This is a genomic window from Achromobacter sp. ACM04 (genome assembly GCF_014851465.1).
GTDB classification, from domain to species: Bacteria; Pseudomonadota; Gammaproteobacteria; order Burkholderiales; family Burkholderiaceae_B; genus Achromobacter; species Achromobacter aegrifaciens.
Window position 1 is genome coordinate 64,720 of the sequence record NZ_JACUZS010000007.1, and the last position, 15,692, is coordinate 80,411.

14 protein-coding genes are annotated in these 15,692 nt (G+C 65.1%); 2 read left to right on the top strand and 12 right to left on the bottom strand.

Annotated features, from left to right (window positions below):
* Positions 1–21: 21 nt before the first annotated feature.
* The 7 genes from bamB to ndk are packed head-to-tail and all read right to left on the bottom strand — an operon-like array spanning position 22 to position 6,586.
* On the bottom strand, positions 22–1,179 hold the full coding sequence (bamB, locus tag IB259_RS30340) for an outer membrane protein assembly factor BamB (RefSeq protein ID WP_054458655.1): 1,158 nt from the start codon (positions 1,177–1,179) through the stop codon (positions 22–24).
* Positions 1,180–1,184: 5 nt separating this feature from the next.
* Positions 1,185–1,823: a tetratricopeptide repeat protein gene (locus tag IB259_RS30345; protein WP_054458657.1), complete on the bottom strand. Its 639-nt coding sequence runs from the start codon at positions 1,821–1,823 to the stop codon at positions 1,185–1,187.
* A 3-nt stretch (positions 1,824–1,826) separates the two neighbouring features.
* The gene (gene hisS / locus IB259_RS30350) at positions 1,827–3,113 is read right to left on the bottom strand and encodes a histidine--tRNA ligase (protein ID WP_119450758.1); all 1,287 of its coding nucleotides are present in this window, start codon (positions 3,111–3,113) and stop codon (positions 1,827–1,829) included.
* 54 nt (positions 3,114–3,167) lie between these two features.
* Positions 3,168–4,454, bottom strand: a complete 1,287-nt coding sequence (gene ispG, locus IB259_RS30355; protein WP_054458661.1) for a flavodoxin-dependent (E)-4-hydroxy-3-methylbut-2-enyl-diphosphate synthase — start codon at positions 4,452–4,454, stop codon at positions 3,168–3,170.
* A gap of 16 nt (positions 4,455–4,470) precedes the next feature.
* Positions 4,471–4,965, bottom strand: coding sequence for a helix-turn-helix transcriptional regulator (locus tag IB259_RS30360; RefSeq protein WP_054458663.1), 495 nt, complete (start codon positions 4,963–4,965; stop codon positions 4,471–4,473).
* Entirely contained in the window at positions 4,962–6,116 is a 1,155-nt protein-coding gene (gene rlmN / locus IB259_RS30365; RefSeq protein WP_054458665.1) for a 23S rRNA (adenine(2503)-C(2))-methyltransferase RlmN, read from the bottom strand. The genes IB259_RS30360 and rlmN overlap by 4 nt, the downstream gene beginning before the upstream one ends.
* Positions 6,117–6,160: 44 nt before the next feature.
* Entirely contained in the window at positions 6,161–6,586 is a 426-nt protein-coding gene (gene ndk, locus IB259_RS30370; RefSeq protein WP_006393972.1) for a nucleoside-diphosphate kinase, read from the bottom strand.
* Between the two features lie 341 nt (positions 6,587–6,927).
* Between ndk and IB259_RS30375 the strand changes: the two genes are divergently transcribed.
* Positions 6,928–9,822, top strand: coding sequence for a valine--tRNA ligase (locus tag IB259_RS30375; protein ID WP_175182241.1), 2,895 nt, complete (start codon positions 6,928–6,930; stop codon positions 9,820–9,822).
* A 77-nt stretch (positions 9,823–9,899) separates the two neighbouring features.
* On the opposite strand, the gene trmD is transcribed toward IB259_RS30375, so the two are convergent.
* The 3 genes from trmD to rpsP form a co-directional block, all read right to left on the bottom strand.
* Complete coding sequence (gene trmD / locus IB259_RS30380) at positions 9,900–10,724, bottom strand: tRNA (guanosine(37)-N1)-methyltransferase TrmD (protein WP_175162549.1); 825 nt, start codon at positions 10,722–10,724, stop codon at positions 9,900–9,902.
* Positions 10,724–11,341, bottom strand: a complete 618-nt coding sequence (gene rimM / locus IB259_RS30385; RefSeq protein ID WP_192331011.1) for a ribosome maturation factor RimM — start codon at positions 11,339–11,341, stop codon at positions 10,724–10,726. The genes trmD and rimM overlap by 1 nt, the downstream gene beginning before the upstream one ends.
* Positions 11,342–11,430: 89 nt before the next feature.
* Complete coding sequence (gene rpsP, locus IB259_RS30390; RefSeq protein ID WP_054458672.1) at positions 11,431–11,691, bottom strand: 30S ribosomal protein S16; 261 nt, start codon at positions 11,689–11,691, stop codon at positions 11,431–11,433.
* A gap of 423 nt (positions 11,692–12,114) precedes the next feature.
* Between rpsP and IB259_RS30395 the strand changes: the two genes are divergently transcribed.
* A complete protein-coding gene (locus tag IB259_RS30395; RefSeq protein WP_054458674.1) occupies positions 12,115–12,696 on the top strand; it encodes a hypothetical protein in 582 nt (193 codons plus the stop codon).
* Between the two features lie 72 nt (positions 12,697–12,768).
* Here the strand turns inward: IB259_RS30395 and IB259_RS30400 are convergent, their stop codons facing one another.
* Both IB259_RS30400 and alaS read right to left on the bottom strand, forming a co-directional pair.
* Positions 12,769–13,038 carry a sulfurtransferase TusA family protein gene (locus tag IB259_RS30400; protein WP_119450750.1) on the bottom strand — a complete coding sequence of 90 codons (270 nt, stop codon included), beginning with the start codon at positions 13,036–13,038 and terminating at the stop codon, positions 12,769–12,771.
* Positions 13,038–15,662 (bottom strand): alanine--tRNA ligase, encoded by a 2,625-nt coding sequence (gene alaS / locus IB259_RS30405; RefSeq protein ID WP_054458677.1) that lies wholly within the window; start codon positions 15,660–15,662, stop codon positions 13,038–13,040. Before alaS ends, IB259_RS30400 begins: the two co-directional genes overlap by 1 nt.
* Positions 15,663–15,692 lie beyond the last annotated feature (30 nt).

Below are 15,692 nucleotides of genomic sequence, written 5' to 3' on the forward strand. Positions count from 1 at the left end.
TAAGGCTTTGTTCTATAGGTTTTAGTTGGCGCCGATCAGGACGAGGTTGCCATTACCCGTCTGGACCAGCACACCTTGGGAAGTAGTCTGCGGCGGCGAAACCACTGGACCACCGCCCACCGACAGGCGCGCCATCAGGCTGCCGTCGCTGCGCGACAGGAAATGCACGTAGCCGTCCAGGTCGCCCACTGCCAACGCACCGCCGAGCATGGCGGGCGCGGTGACCTGGCGGTTCTTCAAGGCCGCCTGCTTCCAGACGTTGCCGCCATTATCCAGCGCAAAAGCGTTGATCACGCTGTTCTGGTCCGCCGCATAGGCGAAGCGCTCGTCCAGCGACAGGCCGCTGACGCTGGAGAAGTCCTTGGCCCACATCGGGCGGCCGCCGGCCGTGACGTCGAAGCAGACGATACGTCCCTGGTAGGCCACGCCGCAAAGCAGATTGCCCGCGATACGGGGCGCACCGACCACGTCGGTCAGGCGCTCCAGGTCGCTGGCGCCGCGCGGCGTCGCCACGGTGCCTTCCCATTGCACGTTACCACTATTGGAGGCAATGGCCATCAGTTTGCCGCCCGGCAGGCCGGTAATGACCAGGCCTTCGGCCAGGACCATCTGCGACACGCTGCGCAGAGCCAGCGAGGGGCCGGGACGCTGCACGTTCCAGACGCGTTCGCCGCTGTTGGCGTCGAAGGCCTGGATGCGGTAGTCGCCGCTGCGGACCACGACGATGCCATAGCCCACGACGGGCGGAATGGTCACGTCGCTGGTGGCACGAACCTTCCACTTCACCTTGCCGGTGTCGTCAAAGGCAATGACGTCGCCGTTCGGCGAGGCCACAGCGGTGGTGGTGCCATCGCTGCCGGCGCCGGCGGACAACTTGCCGTCGACACTGGCCTTCCAGATGGCACGGCCGCTTTGCAGGTCGAATTTGCCGACCGAACCATCGGGCGTGGCGGCGTAGATGGCGTCGCCCAACACCGTGGGTGCAAAGCCCAGTCCGGAACCGCTGCCGACCGAGACGCTCCAGACCTGGCGCACGGACATGCCGGCCTTGTATTCGGTCAGGGGCGCGGGATCGTAGCGGCCGTCATCATGGGAGAACATGCCGCATCCGCCCAGGGCGAGCAAGCCCGCCAGGCAAACGGCGCCACGCCACGTACGGCCAGGTGCAAATTTACGCATTACAGTCACGCTCCGCTCAGGGCATCCAGTTTCAGTTGCACAACCTGGGTCAAGGGATTTGCCGTACCCAGGCCATCGATGGCGCTTTGCCAGGCGGCGCGCGCTTCCTCGCGCTTGCCCTGCGCGGCGAGGATATCGCCGCGGCGATCCGCGTACAAGGCGGCGAAGGCTGCCGGCGGGTTGTTCAGCTGCGCCAGGGCGGCATCGTATTGCTTCTGGTCCAGCAGCATGCCGGCCAGGCGCAGGCGCGCCACCGACTGCATGGACGGGTTCTTGCCCTGGGCAGCCAGCCATTCCAGCTGCTCGCGGGCGCCGGCGTCATCCTTTTGGGCCTGCAGCGCCTGGGCCGCCACCAGCGCGCCGCGCGCGGCGTAGCCGGTGGACGGATACTGCTCGCGCAGCGTGGCCGCGGCGGTCTTGATGCGGACCGAGGAATCGGCGCCACCCAGGCGCGCCGCGTCTTCCAGCGCTTCGAAGTAGCCCATGGCCTGGTTGGCGCGGTGCGATTGGTAGGCCTTCCAGCCCCACCAGCCGCCCCAGGCCAGCGCCACCGCCGCCACCAGCGTGACCACCAGGGTGCCGTAGCGCGCCCACCACGCCTTGATTGCGTCGAGTTTTTCCTGTTCTTCGAGATCGTATGCCATGCATTAACCCTTGTTATTCAATACGTCGGCCAATCCCGCCAACGGGACTTGCTGTTGGGCCGATTCGCCCTGCGCCTCGGCGCGCAGGAACTTGACGCTGGCCGTCTGCGCAGCCACTTCGTCGGCGCCAAGAATAACCGCAACACGGGCGCCGCTGGCATCGGCGCGCTTGAATTGCGACTTGAAGCTTGCGGGACCCGCATGCACGATGACCGACAGGCCGGCATCGCGCAGGTCTTCACCGACCCGGGCGGCCAGGCGCTGCGCCTCTTCGCCTTGGTGCACGACGTAGACGTCGCACTCGGCCGGCTGTTCCACCTGCACGCTCTGCTCCCAAAGGTCCAGCAGGCGCTCCATGCCGATCGCAAAGCCCACCGCGGGCGCGGGCTTGCCGCCCAGCAGCTCGATCAGGCCGTCGTAGCGGCCGCCGCCGCACACGGTGCCCTGGGACCCGAGGCGGTCGGTGACCCACTCGAACACCGTGAGGTTGTAGTAGTCCAGCCCGCGCACCAGGCGCGGATTCAGGCGATATTCGATACCGGCGTCGGCCAGGCGCTGGCACACGCCGTCGAAGTGCGCGCGCGACTCCTCGCCCAGGAAGTCGAACAGGCGCGGCGCGCTGTCGGCCATTTCCTGCATGGCGGGGTTCTTGGTGTCGAGGACGCGCAGCGGGTTGCTGTACATGCGGCGCTGGCCGTCTTCGTCCAGGATGTCGCGGTGCTTTTCCAGGTGCTCGATCAGGGCGGCGCGGTGAGCGGCACGCTCGGCCGGCTGGCCCAGCGAATTCAGCTCCAGGCGCACGTCGGTCAGGCCCAGCAGCTTCCAGAGGCGGGCCAGCATGACGATGAGTTCGGCGTCCACGTCGGGACCGGCAAAGCCCAGGGCCTCGACGTCGATCTGGTGGAACTGGCGGTAGCGGCCGCGCTGTGGGCGCTCGTGGCGGAACACGGGGCCGATGGAATAGACGCGCTGCGGGCGGTCATAGAGCAGGTTGTGCTCGATGGACGCGCGCACGATGCCCGCGGTCATTTCCGGACGCATGGTCAGCGATTCGCCGTTGAGCGCATCGGTGAAGGTGTACATCTCTTTTTCGACGATATCGGTCACTTCGCCGATGCCGCGCGCGAACAGGCGCGTATGCTCAAGCACGGGCGTACGCACATTGCGATAGCCGTAGCCGCGCAGCCAGCCGCGCACGATTTCCTCGAATTGCTCCCAGCGGGCGCTGGCCCCTGGCAACAGATCATTCATGCCGCGTATGGCGGCGACTTTCTGGAAAGCTTGAGTCATCTTGATCATGCCGCATCGCGCGCCGGCAAGCGCGCTAGCAGCCACACCCTTACTTTAGTGAGAGGCAGGCGCGCCATAGCGGCGCGCGACGTAGTCTTCGACAATGGCCTGGAACTCTTCGGCAATATGGTCGCCCTTGAGCGTGACCGTGCGTTCGCCGTCGACGAACACCGGCGCCGCCGGCACTTCGCCAGTGCCGGGCAGGCTGATGCCGATATCGGCATGGCGGCTTTCGCCCGGCCCGTTGACCACACAGCCCATGACCGCGACGTTCATGCTTTCGACGCCGGGATACTGGGCGCGCCAGAGCGGCATCTGGCGACGCAGGTAGGTCTGGATGCTGTCGGCCAGTTCCTGGAAGAACGTGCTGCTGGTGCGGCCGCAGCCGGGGCAGGCGACGACCATGGGCGTGAACGCGCGCAGACCCATGGTCTGCAGGATTTCCTGCGCCACGATCGCTTCGCGGCTGCGGTCGCCGCCGGGTTCGGGCGTGAGCGAGATGCGGATGGTGTCGCCGATGCCCTGCTGCAGCAGCACGGCCAGCGCGGCGGTGGAGGCCACGATGCCCTTGCTGCCCATGCCGGCTTCGGTCAGGCCCAGATGCAGCGGGTAGTCGCAACGCGCGGACAGGTCGCGATAGACCGCGATCAGGTCCTGCACGTGGCTGACCTTGCAGGACAGGATGATCGCGTCGCGCCGCAGACCAAGCTCTTCGGCGCGCTGTGCGTTGCTGATGGCGGACACCACCAAGGCATCGCGCATCACGGCCTGCGCTTCCCACGGTTGGGCGCGCAGGTTGTTCTCGTCCATCTTGCGCGCCATCAGTTCGTGATCCAGGCTGCCCCAGTTCACGCCGATACGCACCGGCTTGTCGTAGCGGCAGGCCACTTCGATCATCTGCGCGAAGTTGTCGTCGCGGCGCTTGCCCCCGCCCATGTTGCCGGGGTTGATACGGTACTTGGACAGCGCTTGCGCGCATTCCGGGAACTGGGTCAGCAGCTTGTGGCCGTTGTAGTGGAAATCGCCCACCAGCGGCACGTTCACGCCCATGCGGTCGAGCTGTTCGCGGATGGCGATGACTTCACGCGCGGCTTCAGGGGTGTTCACCGTGATCCGCACCAGCTCGGAGCCGGCCTGGGCCAGCTCCTTGACCTGGATGGCGGTGGCAATGGCGTCCGCCGTGTCGGTGTTGGTCATGGACTGGACCACGACCGGGGCGTCGCCGCCGATCTTCACGACACGGTCGCCCCACTTCACCGCCACCGAACGCGTGGCGCGGCGCTCAGCCGCCCCCACGGAGGGAGGCGGGGCATCCTGGCAAGGCAGAGAGGATTCTTGCATCGGTGGAACCGGGTTGTTACTTGGTCGACTTCGGCAGCCAGTCCGACGGCAGCCAGTGCTGCGGCAGCCAGCCTTGCCAGAAGGCATACGCCACGCCGGCGGCCAGCACCAGCACGATGGCAATGAGCCAGCCCCAGGAGGTCGAGGACGAACGGTCGTCGTCGGCGCCGGACTGGGGAATGGAATGCGCCGAATGCAGCGCGCCCGGGCTGAGCTTCACCGGGCCGGTGACGCGCGCCTTGGGGTCGAGCGAATCGACGATGGTTTGCGAGTCCGCGCCCAGCAGACGCGCATAGTTGCGTACCAGGCCGCGCAGCGAAACGCCGGTGGGCAGGTTGGCCCACTGCTCGTTTTCCAGGGCTTCGATCTGCTTCGTGGAAAACTTGATGCGGCTGGACACTTCGTCGAGCGACCAGCCCTTGGACTGGCGCAGCGCGCGCAATGCCGAGCCGATGCCTCCCGCAGCGCCTGCGGGCGTTTCTGAAACTGCCGAAGCGAAATCCTGCGTCATGCGTGCACCTGTTTAATTGGTATGGTCTGGCGCTGTGCGGCGTTCCGTTCGGTGATCCGGGTACGGTCGCGCACTTCTCCGGCCAGTTGGCCACAGGCCGCATCGATATCGTCACCCCGGGTCTTGCGGACGGTGGTGATGATGCCGGCGTCCATCAGACGCTGCGCAAACACCTTCACCCGCGCCGAGTTCGAGCGCTTCAGGCCGGACTCGGGAAAGGGATTGAACGGGATCAGATTGAGCTTGCAGCGCAGCTGGCGTGCAATTTGGATCAGTTCCTTGGCGTGCTGGTCGGTATCGTTGATGCCGTCCAGCATGCAGTATTCAAAAGTGATGAAGTCGCGCGGGGCGAACGCCAGATAACGTTCGCAGGCCGCCAGCAACTCCTTCAGCGGATATTTCTTGTTCAGCGGCACCAGCTCGTCGCGCAGCGCATCGTTCGGCGCATGCAGGGACACGGCCAGGGCCACGGGACAGTCCTGCGACAGGCGGTCCATCATGGGGACCACGCCGGAGGTGGATACGGTGACGCGGCGGCGCGACAGGCCATAGGCATTGTCGTCCAGCATCAGGCGCAAGGCGGGCAGGACCTGGTCGTAGTTGAGCAGGGGTTCGCCCATGCCCATCATGACCACGTTGCTGATGACGCGGGTGTCTTCGGTGGCGCGGGCGCTTTCCAGGCGGGCGGTGCCGATGTCGGCCTCCAGCACGCGCTTGGCCCACCACAGCTGGCCGATGATCTCGCTGGTCTTCAGGTTGCGGTTGAAGCCTTGGTGCCCGGTCGAGCAGAAGCGGCAGTTCACCACGCATCCGGCCTGGCTGGAAATGCATAGCGTGCCGCGGTCGTCCTCGGGAATGAAGACGGTCTCGATGGCATTGCCCTGTCCCACGTCGAACAGCCACTTGCGGGTGCCGTCGGTCGAGCGCTGCTCGATGTTGACGGGCAAAGCCTCGATGCGGCAATGCTGCGCAAGCTGGCCGCGGAATTCGCGGGCCAGGTCGGTCATGGCGTCGAACGAATCGGCGCCGCGCTGGTGCATCCAGCGCTGCAACTGGCGGGCCCGAAACGGCTTGCCGCCCCACTTTCCGACCAGTTCGGACAGGGCGGAGCCGTCAAGCCCCAGCAGATTGATTCGTTCGACGGATTCCATGACCTGGGTAAAACTCAAAAGCTAGAACAGATGTTCCGCGAGAATCAACGGCTGTGGATGTTGATTTCGGGGAAGAAGAAAGCGACTTCGACAGCGGCCGTTTCCGGAGCGTCCGAGCCGTGCACGGCGTTGGCGTCGATGCTGTCGGCGAAGTCGGCGCGGATGGTGCCAGGAGCCGCCTTCTTGGGGTCGGTGGCGCCCATCAGGTCGCGGTTCTTCAGGATGGCGTCTTCACCTTCCAGCACTTGCACGAACACCGGGCCGGAGATCATGAAGTCGACCAGGTCCTTGAAGAAGGGGCGTTCCTTGTGCACGGCGTAGAAACGCTCGGCGTCGGCGCGCGACAGCTGGGCCAGGCGGGCGGCGATGACCTTCAGGCCGGCTTGTTCGAAACGGCCGACGATCTGGCCGATGACGTTCTTGGCGACGGCGTCGGGCTTGATGATCGAGAGGGTGCGTTGAATGGACATAAGAACTCCAAAAACTGATTTCTGACTTGGTTTCTGTGAATTGCCTGGCGTGGATCTGCGCTTGTCGGTGTCACCCTTGAAGCGTCATCGCGCTGTTGGCGCACGGGGCGGTCCGAAACGAATGCATGTTTCGGGCCGTCCCGAACCACTGGTCCAAGGCAGGGATTCGACACTGCCTACCTGTCGGACTCACCCGGAATCCTCAATGAATTCAGGGACTTCTAAAAGGTTTACAGTAACCCGGTATTCTAACACGCTGAGAAGACCGCATTACATCTTAAAATGTGCGGTTTGCCGCCCGCGTCCCTAACCCGGGCGCCCCTGTTTGCCGGAACCCTGCAATGACTCAAGCTGCTCCCCCGAACGCCGCGAACGCCGCGAGCGACACCCAGGAACTCTCCAAGAGCTTCGAACCCTCCGCGCTGGAATCCCGCTGGTACGCCGAGTGGGACAAGCGTGGGTACTTCCAGGCGGGCCAGCATGTAAAAACGGGGACCGAAAGCCAGCCCTACGTCATCCAGTTCCCGCCGCCCAACGTGACGGGCACCCTGCACATGGGCCACGCCTTCAACCAGACCATCATGGACGGCCTGGTGCGCTACCACCGCATGCTGGGCGACGACACCGTATTCATCCCCGGCACCGACCACGCCGGCATCGCCACGCAGATCGTGGTTGAAAGACAGCTGGACGCCGAGAAGGTTTCCCGCCACGACCTCGGCCGCGAGAAATTCGTGGAAAAAGTGTGGGAATGGAAGGAAAAATCCGGCAACGCGATCACCAGCCAGGTCCGCCGCCTGGGCGCTTCGGCCGACTGGCCGCGCGAGTACTTCACCATGGACGACCGCATGTCGCGCGGCGTGGTGGAAACCTTCGTGCGCCTGCATAAACAGGGACTGATCTACCGCGGCAAGCGCCTGGTCAACTGGGATCCGAAGCTGCTGACGGCCGTATCCGACCTGGAAGTGGTTTCCGAGGAAACCGACGGCCACATGTGGCACATCCTTTACCCCTTCGTCGACGGTCCGCAAACCATCGTCGACAAGGACGGCCAGACCGTCACGCTGCGCGGCCTGACCATCGCGACCACCCGCCCGGAGACCATGCTGGCCGACGGCGCGCTGTGCGTGCACCCCGAAGACCCGCGCTACAAGCACCTGGTCGGCAAGCTTGTCGAACTGCCGCTGTGCGACCGCAACATTCCCATCATCGCCGATGATTTCGTCGACCCCGAGTTCGGCACGGGCTGCGTGAAGATCACTGGCGCCCACGACTTCAACGACTACGCCTGCGCGCTGCGCCACGATCTGCCCATGATCGTGATCTTCACGCTGGATGCCCACATCAACGAGAACGGCCCCGCGCAGTTCCAGGGCATGGAGCGCTACGTGGCCCGCAAGGCCGTGGTCGCGCAACTGGAAGCCGAAGGCTATCTGGTCAAGGTCGAGGCGCATAAGATGATGCAGCCCAAGGGCGACCGCACCGGCGTCGTGCTGGAGCCGATGCTGACGGACCAGTGGTTCGTGGCGATGAGCAAGCCCGCCCCCGAAGGCACGCTGAATCCGGGCAAGAGCATTACCGAGGTTGCACTGGAAGTCGTGGCCGACGGCCGCATCCAGTTCTATCCGGACAACTGGACCACCATCTACAACCAGTGGCTCAACAACATCCAGGACTGGTGCATTTCGCGCCAGCTCTGGTGGGGCCACCAGATTCCGGCCTGGTACTCGGAAGACGGCCAGGTCTTCGTCGCGCACGACGAAGCCGAAGCCACGGCGCAGGCCCGCGCGGCCGGCGTGACTGGCGAGCTCAAGCGCGACCCGGACGTGCTGGACACCTGGTTCTCGTCGGGCCTGGTTCCCTTCACCACGCTGGGCTGGCCGGAAAACACGCCGGACCTGCAGCGTTACCTGCCGTCCAGCGTGCTGGTCACGGGCTTTGACATCATCTTCTTCTGGGTGGCGCGCATGGTGATGCTGACCACCCACCTGACCGGCCACATCCCGTTCAAGCACGTCTACGTGCACGGCCTGATCCGCGACGCGGACGGCCAGAAGATGAGCAAATCCAAGGGCAACACGCTGGATCCGGTCGACCTGATCGACGGCATCGACCTGGACGGCCTGGTGGTCAAGCGCACCTACGGCCTGATGAATCCGAAGCAGGCCGGCGCCATCGAAAAGGCCACCCGCCGCCAATATCCGGACGGCATCCCGGCCTTCGGCACCGACGCGCTGCGCTTCACCATGGCGGCTTACGCCACGCTGGGTCGCAACATCAACTTCGACCTGAAGCGCTGTGAGGGCTACCGCAACTTCTGCAACAAGCTGTGGAACGCCACGCGCTTCGTGCTGATGAACACCGAAGGCCACGATCTGACTGGCCCGGAAACCGGCGAAACATCCTTTGTGGACCGCTGGATCGTCAGCCAGCTGCAAGCGCTGGAAGCCGACGTGGCGCGCGGCTTTGCCGACTACCGCTTCGACAACATCGCCAATTCGCTTTACCGCTACGTGTGGGACGAGTACTGCGACTGGTATCTGGAACTGGCCAAGGTCCAGATCCAGACCGGCACGCCGGCCCAGCAACTGGGCACGCGCCGCACGCTGATCCGCGTCCTGGAAGGCGTGCTGCGCCTGGCGCACCCGATCATTCCCTTCATCACGGAAGAGCTCTGGCAAAAGGTGTCGCTGGTGGCCGGCAAGCGCAAGGAAGGCGTCGCCGACAGCGTCAGCGTCCAGCCCTACCCGCAGGCCAACCCCGCCGCGATCGACACCGCCGCCGAAGCCGACGTGGCCGAACTGAAGGCGCAGGTCGAAGCCGTGCGTGCGCTGCGCGGCGAAATGAACCTGTCGCCCGCCCAGAAGGTGCCGCTGTGCGCGCAGGGCGATGCCCCCACCCTCACCCGCAACGCGCCATACCTGGCTGCGCTGGCCAAGCTGAGCCAGGTCGAGGTGCTCGACGCCCTGCCCGACGCCGGCGCGCCGGTCCAGGTCGTGGGCGGCAGCCGCCTGATGTTGCACGTCGAAATCGACGTAGCAGCGGAACGCGTGCGCCTGGACAAGGAAATCGCGCGCCTGGAAGGCGAAATCGCCAAGGCCAACGGCAAGCTGTCGAACGCCAGCTTCGTCGAACGTGCGCCGGCGGCCGTGGTCGAACAGGAAAAGGCGCGCATGGCGCAGTTCGGCGAAACCCTGGACAAGGTGCGTGAACAGCGCACCAAGCTGGGCAACTAAGCCCCATCCCAGCACTGGAAACAAAAAACCCCGGAACGTTGTTCCGGGGTTTTTTTATTTCATCCGAAAAGGAAGCGTCAGGAAGTCGCGGGCGGCTTGGGCCGGGATGGCCGGCGCCGCTTGGCTGGTTCCGGCAGCGGCTTGCCCGCCAGCTCGGCCAGATAACGCTCGTCGGCCAGGGTGAGCGCCCCTTTTGCGCGAGCAACCTCGATCAATTCAGGACGCCGCGCCGCGGTCAACTCCAGCGAACGCTCACGCCGCCAGCGGGCGATGTTCGCGTGATGCCCGCTAAGCAAGGGCCCGGGCACGGGCTCGCCTTCGTAAACTTCGGGGCGCGTGTAGTGCGGACTGTCCAGCAGGCCAGACAAGGCGTCGTTGAACGAATCCTGCAGCGCGGACTCGCCATCGTTGAGCACGCCGGGCAACAGCCGCACGGCGGCGTCGATCACGGCGAGCGCGGCGATCTCTCCGCCAGACAGCACGAAATCGCCCAGCGAGATTTCCTGCGTGACGCAGCGCGCAATGAAGCGCTGGTCCACGCCTTCGTAGCGGCCGCAAATGAGGATGAGCCCCTCGCTTGCCGCCAGGGATTCGGCGCCCGCCTGATCGTAGCGCCGGCCGACCGGAGCCAGCAGCGCGACAGGGGCGCGACCCAGGCCTAGCGCGGCGCGCGCGTCCTGGGCGGCGTTGACGGCGGCTTCCAGAGGCCCCGCCATCATCACCATGCCGGGGCCGCCGCCGTAGGGGCGGTCGTCCACGGTACGGTGCACGTCGTGCGTGAAATCACGGGGATTCCAGGCATGCAGGGACCACCGGCCCTGGGCATGCGCCCGGCCGGTGACACCCAGGTCCCGCACTACCCCGAACATTTCAGGAAAGAGCGTAACGACGTCTATACGCATCAAATATCCGCCGGCCAGTCGCTGTCTATGCGGCGAGCTGACAGATCGACGGCGTGTATGTGCGCGCGCACGAACGGAACAAGCATTTCGGCGGGCCGGCCCTTGGCGTTCAGGACGGGCTCGGGGCCTTCAGCCCCAGCCTTCTGGCGCAAGACCCTCAGCACGGCATGAGCGCCGTTGTCGAGAACCTCGTCGACCACGCCCAAGAGCGCAGGCTCACCGTCGGCGCTGGTGTACAGCGCGCAACCGATGAGATCGACCCAGTAGTATTCGTCTTCCTCTGGCGCAGGGAAGGATCCCCGCGGTGCCTGCACGGAACAACCGCGCAGGGCTTCGGCCTGATCGCGATCCGCAATGCCCGCCAACTGGGCCACCACGGCGGCCCCTTGCGAACGGACTTGCACGACCTTGTATGCGACAGGCGCAGACGCGACAACGCCCCGCGCCAATTCAGGCACAGGGCGAGTCAACCACCATTGAGATGCTGAGAGCAGCACTTCGGCATTGGCCGAATGCGGCTGCACTTTGACCCAGCCTTTCACACCGTAGGCTGCACTGATGCGGCCCAGCTCGATCAAATCCGTCGGCGCCGCGTTGGAGGTTGCGGCATCAGGCATGTATCGTGCTCTTGGTAACTATGAAGCAGCTATGAATGGCAGCTTTTAAAGCGCGGTAAAGCTCAGGGCTTGGTCTGCGACGCGGGCAATTAAGCCGCGGCGGAAACCTTGGCCGAGTATTCTTTGACCAGACGCTCGACAGCGGGCGACAGTTGGGCGCCGTTGCTGGTCCAGTGCTGCACGCGATCCAGCGCAATGCGCAGGGCTTCCGTGCCTTCGCTGGCTACGGGGTTGTAGAAACCCACGCGCTCGATGAAACGGCCGTCGCGACGGTTACGCGAATCGGTGGCCACCAGGTTGTAAAACGGACGCTTCTTGGACCCACCGCGGGCCAGGCGAATCACCACCATAGGTAATCCCTTGAATTAGTTGTGAAAAACGGGAAATTCTAGCACTTAAACAGGCCGGCTGGCAAATGGCAGTGCTGAATTGTGCGTAGCGGCGCGATTTGTATCCTAAAACACCACATCCGGGTATTCTACAAACACGGGCCGGGGCCCGCGCCGCAGTTCGAAGTGTAGCCGCCCTGCCCCTCTCTTGCTTGTCTTAGTGCGTCAGAACTCAGTGCGTGTGAAGAAATAACCCGATTGAGGAGATCGGTTTTATGTCGACCTACGCAAGACCCCGCGCTTTGATCTTCCCTGCCGCCTGTCCACGGCGCCGCCACCGCACCGGCTTCAAACCATCCCCCTGAGGGCGGCCTTTCGGCCACCTGCTCCCCCATTTTTTCGGCGTTTTTTCCCCAACTTCCTCTAACCGGAGGGTGCACCACCATGAAGAACCAGAAATCAGTCTTCACCCCTGTTGCGCGCCTGGCCCTGGCGGGCTTGCTGGCGGGTACGTTGGCCATGCCGCTTGCCGCCTCGGCCCGAGTCGTGGGCGCCGCCCTGACGACCGCCTCCGGCAAGGTCACCGCAGTGGATCCAGCCACCCGGACCATCACGCTGCAAGGCGAAAACGGCAATAGCGTGGACATCCAGGCTGGCCCCAATGTCCGCAACTTCCAGCAGATCAAGCCTGGCGACACGCTGACCCTCGACTACTACGAGTCGGTGGCGGTGGACGTACGCCCGGCCGGGTCCGGCATTCCGGAAGTGAAGACCGAAACCGCGGCAACCCGCAACGCCAAGGGAGCCATGCCCGGCGGCGCAGCCGGGCGCCAGACCACCATCACCGCCGAAATCTGGCACATCAACAAGAGCGCCAACCTGGTGACATTGAAGGGACCGCAAGGGGGCATGCGCACCATCCAGGTCCAGGATCCCGCCTTGCAGGCGCGCCTGCAGCAATTGAAAGAAGGCGATCTGGTGGACTTCACGATCACCCGGGCTGTCGCCGCCGCCATCCGCAAGTAATCGGCACTCTCCCCATGAGAAAAGGCCCGCCTTGCGGCGGGCCTTTCGCATGGGGAGTACTGCTGGCTACGGTCAGCGCCGCCGCAGGAAATGCACTCCGCGGCCGTCGACCTCCTGTTGTGCGACCAGCGCATTGCCCGTCTGGCGGGCAAAGGCCTGGAAGTCGCGGATTGCGTTGCGATCCGTGGTGATGACGCGCAACACTTCGCCGCTGGCCATCTGCGCCAAGGCCTTCTTGGCGCGCAGGATGGGCAGCGGGCAGGTCAAGCCGCTGGCATCGACTTCCTGCTCGAAGGACGGCGCCTGCGCGCCGCCATCAAGACTTGTATCCGCGCCGCTCATCACAGACGCTCGTCCACCCATTTCTGCACGCTGGCGATCGCCGCGGGCAAGGCCGCCAGGTCGGTGCCGCCGCCCATGGCCATGTCCGGACGGCCGCCACCCTTGCCGCCCACCTGGGCCGCCACGAAACCAACCAGGTCGCCCGCCTTGACACGGCCGGTCAGGTCGGCGGTGACGCCGCCCACCACGCTGATCTTGCCGTCGGCCGAACCCGTGGCCAGCAGCACGACCGCGGGCTTCAGGCGGTCCTTGAGGTTGTCGACCATGCCGCGCAAGGCCTTGGGGTCCACATCGCCGATGCTGGCAGCCAGGACCTTGATGCCCTTGACCTCAACCGCGGCGCTGGTCGCCAGGTCGTTGCCGGCGCTGGCGGCAAGCTTGTTGCGCGACTGTTCCAGATCCTTTTCAAGGCTCTTGACCTGTTCCTGCACCTGCGCGATGCGCGCCGGCAGATCCGCCGGCGTGCTACGCAGCATGCCGGCAACCTGGGTCAGCAAGGCATTCTGGTTCTGCACCCAGGCCAGCGCGTTGTCGCCGGTGATGGCTTCGACGCGGCGCACGCCCGCGGCCACGCCGCCTTCGGACACGATCTTGAACAGGCCGATGTCGCCCGTGCGGCTGACGTGCGTGCCACCGCAGAGTTCGCGCGAGAAGCCGATATCGAGCACGCGGACGGTGTCGCCGTATTTTTCGCCGAACAGCGCCATGGCGCCGCCCTTGACCGCGTCGTCATAGCCCATGACCTGCGCCACGGTAGGCTGGTTGGCCAGGATCTCGGCGTTGACGATGGCTTCGACGCGCGCGATCTGCTCGGCCGTCAGCGGGGCGTCCTGGGCGAAGTCGAAGCGGGTCTTGTCCGGATCCACCAGCGAACCGCGCTGCTGCACGTGCGCGCCCAGCACCTGGCGCAGCGCCTTGTGCATCAGATGGGTGGCCGAGTGGTTGCGCACGGTGCGGGCGCGGCGGACGGCGTCCACGCGGGCAAGCAGCGTATCGCCCACGGACAGCGTGCCGGACTCCAGCTCGCCGTGATGGCCGAAAACGCCGGCCTGGATCTTCAGGGTGTCGGCCACGGCGAAACGCACGCCGTCGGCTTCCAGCAGGCCGGTGTCCCCAACCTGCCCACCCGACTCCGCGTAGAACGGCGTGGCGTCCAGCACGACGACCGCGCTCTGGCCCGCCTTGACCTGCTGCACCTGCGTGCCGTCGACGTACAGGGCCGTGACCTTGACGCCATCCAGCTCGAGCTTTTCGTAGCCTTCGAAGCGCGTGTCCGCGCCTTCGTAGCTCAGGCCTTCGGCCATCTTGAACTTGCCGGCGGCGCGCGCCTGGTCGCGCTGGCGCTCCATGGCGACCTCGAAGCCGGCCATGTCCACATCCACTTCGCGTTCACGGCAGATGTCGGCCGTCAGGTCCACCGGGAACCCGTAGGTGTCATACAGCGTGAACAGGGTCGTGCCGTCCAGCTGACCGCCCTTGGGCACGTTGGCCAGGGCCGAGTCGAGGATGCGCATGCCGTGTTCCAGCGTTTCGCCGAAGCGCTCTTCTTCCTGCTTGAGCACCTGGGCGACGCGGTCGGCCGTGGCCGCCAGTTCCGGATAGGCCTCGCCCATTTCGGCGACCAGGTCCGGCACCAGGCGATGGAAGAACGGCTTGGTCTGGCCCAGCTTGTAGCCGTGGCGCAGCGCGCGGCGGACGATGCGGCGCAGCACATAGCCGCGGCCTTCGTTGCTGGGAATCACGCCGTCGACGATCAGGAACGAGCAGGCGCGGATGTGGTCGGCGATGACCTTGAGCGAATTGTCTTCCAGGTTCTTGATGCCGGTTTCGCGCGCAGCGGCGGCGATCAAGTGCTGGAACAGATCGATTTCGTAGTTGGAATGCACGCCTTGCAGCACGGCGGCGATGCGTTCCAGGCCCATGCCGGTATCGACACAGGGACGCGGCAGGCGCGGCATATTGCCGGCGGCATCGCGTTCGAACTGCATGAAAACCAGGTTCCAGATCTCGATGTAGCGGTCGCCGTCTTCCTCGGGCGATCCCGGGGGCCCCCCCCAGATTTCGGGACCGTGGTCATAGAAGATTTCCGAGCACGGGCCGCAAGGACCGGTGTCCGCCATCTGCCAGAAGTTGTCCGAGGCGTAGCGCGCGCCCTTGTTGTCGCCGATGCGGATGATGCGCTCGGTCGGCACGCCGACTTCCTTGGCCCAGATGTCGTAGGCTTCGTCGTCTTCCTGGTAGACGGTGACCCAGAGCTTCTCGGCGGGCAGCTTGTAGACCTGGGTCAACAGCTCCCAGGCGTACTGGATGGCGTCGCGCTTGAAGTAGTCGCCGAAGCTGAAATTGCCCAGCATTTCGAAGAACGTATGGTGGCGGGCGGTGTAGCCCACGTTCTCCAGGTCATTGTGCTTGCCGCCGGCGCGCACGCTGCGCTGCGACGACGTGGCGCGCGTATAGGACCGCGATTCCTTGCCCGTGAAGACGTCCTTGAACTGGACCATGCCCGAATTGGTGAAGAGCAAGGTCGGGTCGTTGCCGGGGACGAGCGACGACGAGGGAACAATGGTGTGTCCCTTGGACTTGAAGAATTGCAGAAACTGCTGGCGAATCTCGGAGGATTTCATCGTGGGCGAAGCAGAATTTAGGCGAATTTT

Excerpts from the sequence above, each read along its gene's own strand:
- rpsP (WP_054458672.1), bottom strand. The coding sequence starts at position 11,691 with ATGGTGGTGATTCGCCTGGCCCGCGGTGGGTCCAAGAAGCGTCCGTTT.
- alaS (WP_054458677.1), bottom strand. The coding sequence starts at position 15,662 with ATGAAATCCTCCGAGATTCGCCAGCAGTTTCTGCAATTCTTCAAGTCC.
- rlmN (WP_054458665.1), bottom strand. The coding sequence starts at position 6,116 with ATGGAATCCGTCGAACGAATCAATCTGCTGGGGCTTGACGGCTCCGCC.
- rimM (WP_192331011.1), bottom strand. The coding sequence starts at position 11,341 with ATGCCTGATGCCGCAACCTCCAACGCGGCGCCGACGGATTTGATCGAG.
- IB259_RS30360 (WP_054458663.1), bottom strand. The coding sequence starts at position 4,965 with ATGACGCAGGATTTCGCTTCGGCAGTTTCAGAAACGCCCGCAGGCGCT.
- ispG (WP_054458661.1), bottom strand. The coding sequence starts at position 4,454 with ATGCAAGAATCCTCTCTGCCTTGCCAGGATGCCCCGCCTCCCTCCGTG.
- IB259_RS30345 (WP_054458657.1), bottom strand. The coding sequence starts at position 1,823 with ATGGCATACGATCTCGAAGAACAGGAAAAACTCGACGCAATCAAGGCG.
- bamB (WP_054458655.1), bottom strand. The coding sequence starts at position 1,179 with ATGCGTAAATTTGCACCTGGCCGTACGTGGCGTGGCGCCGTTTGCCTG.
- IB259_RS30375 (WP_175182241.1), top strand. The coding sequence starts at position 6,928 with ATGACTCAAGCTGCTCCCCCGAACGCCGCGAACGCCGCGAGCGACACC.
- IB259_RS30400 (WP_119450750.1), bottom strand. The coding sequence starts at position 13,038 with ATGAGCGGCGCGGATACAAGTCTTGATGGCGGCGCGCAGGCGCCGTCC.
- hisS (WP_119450758.1), bottom strand. The coding sequence starts at position 3,113 with ATGACTCAAGCTTTCCAGAAAGTCGCCGCCATACGCGGCATGAATGAT.
- ndk (WP_006393972.1), bottom strand. The coding sequence starts at position 6,586 with ATGTCCATTCAACGCACCCTCTCGATCATCAAGCCCGACGCCGTCGCC.
- IB259_RS30395 (WP_054458674.1), top strand. The coding sequence starts at position 12,115 with ATGAAGAACCAGAAATCAGTCTTCACCCCTGTTGCGCGCCTGGCCCTG.
- trmD (WP_175162549.1), bottom strand. The coding sequence starts at position 10,724 with ATGCGTATAGACGTCGTTACGCTCTTTCCTGAAATGTTCGGGGTAGTG.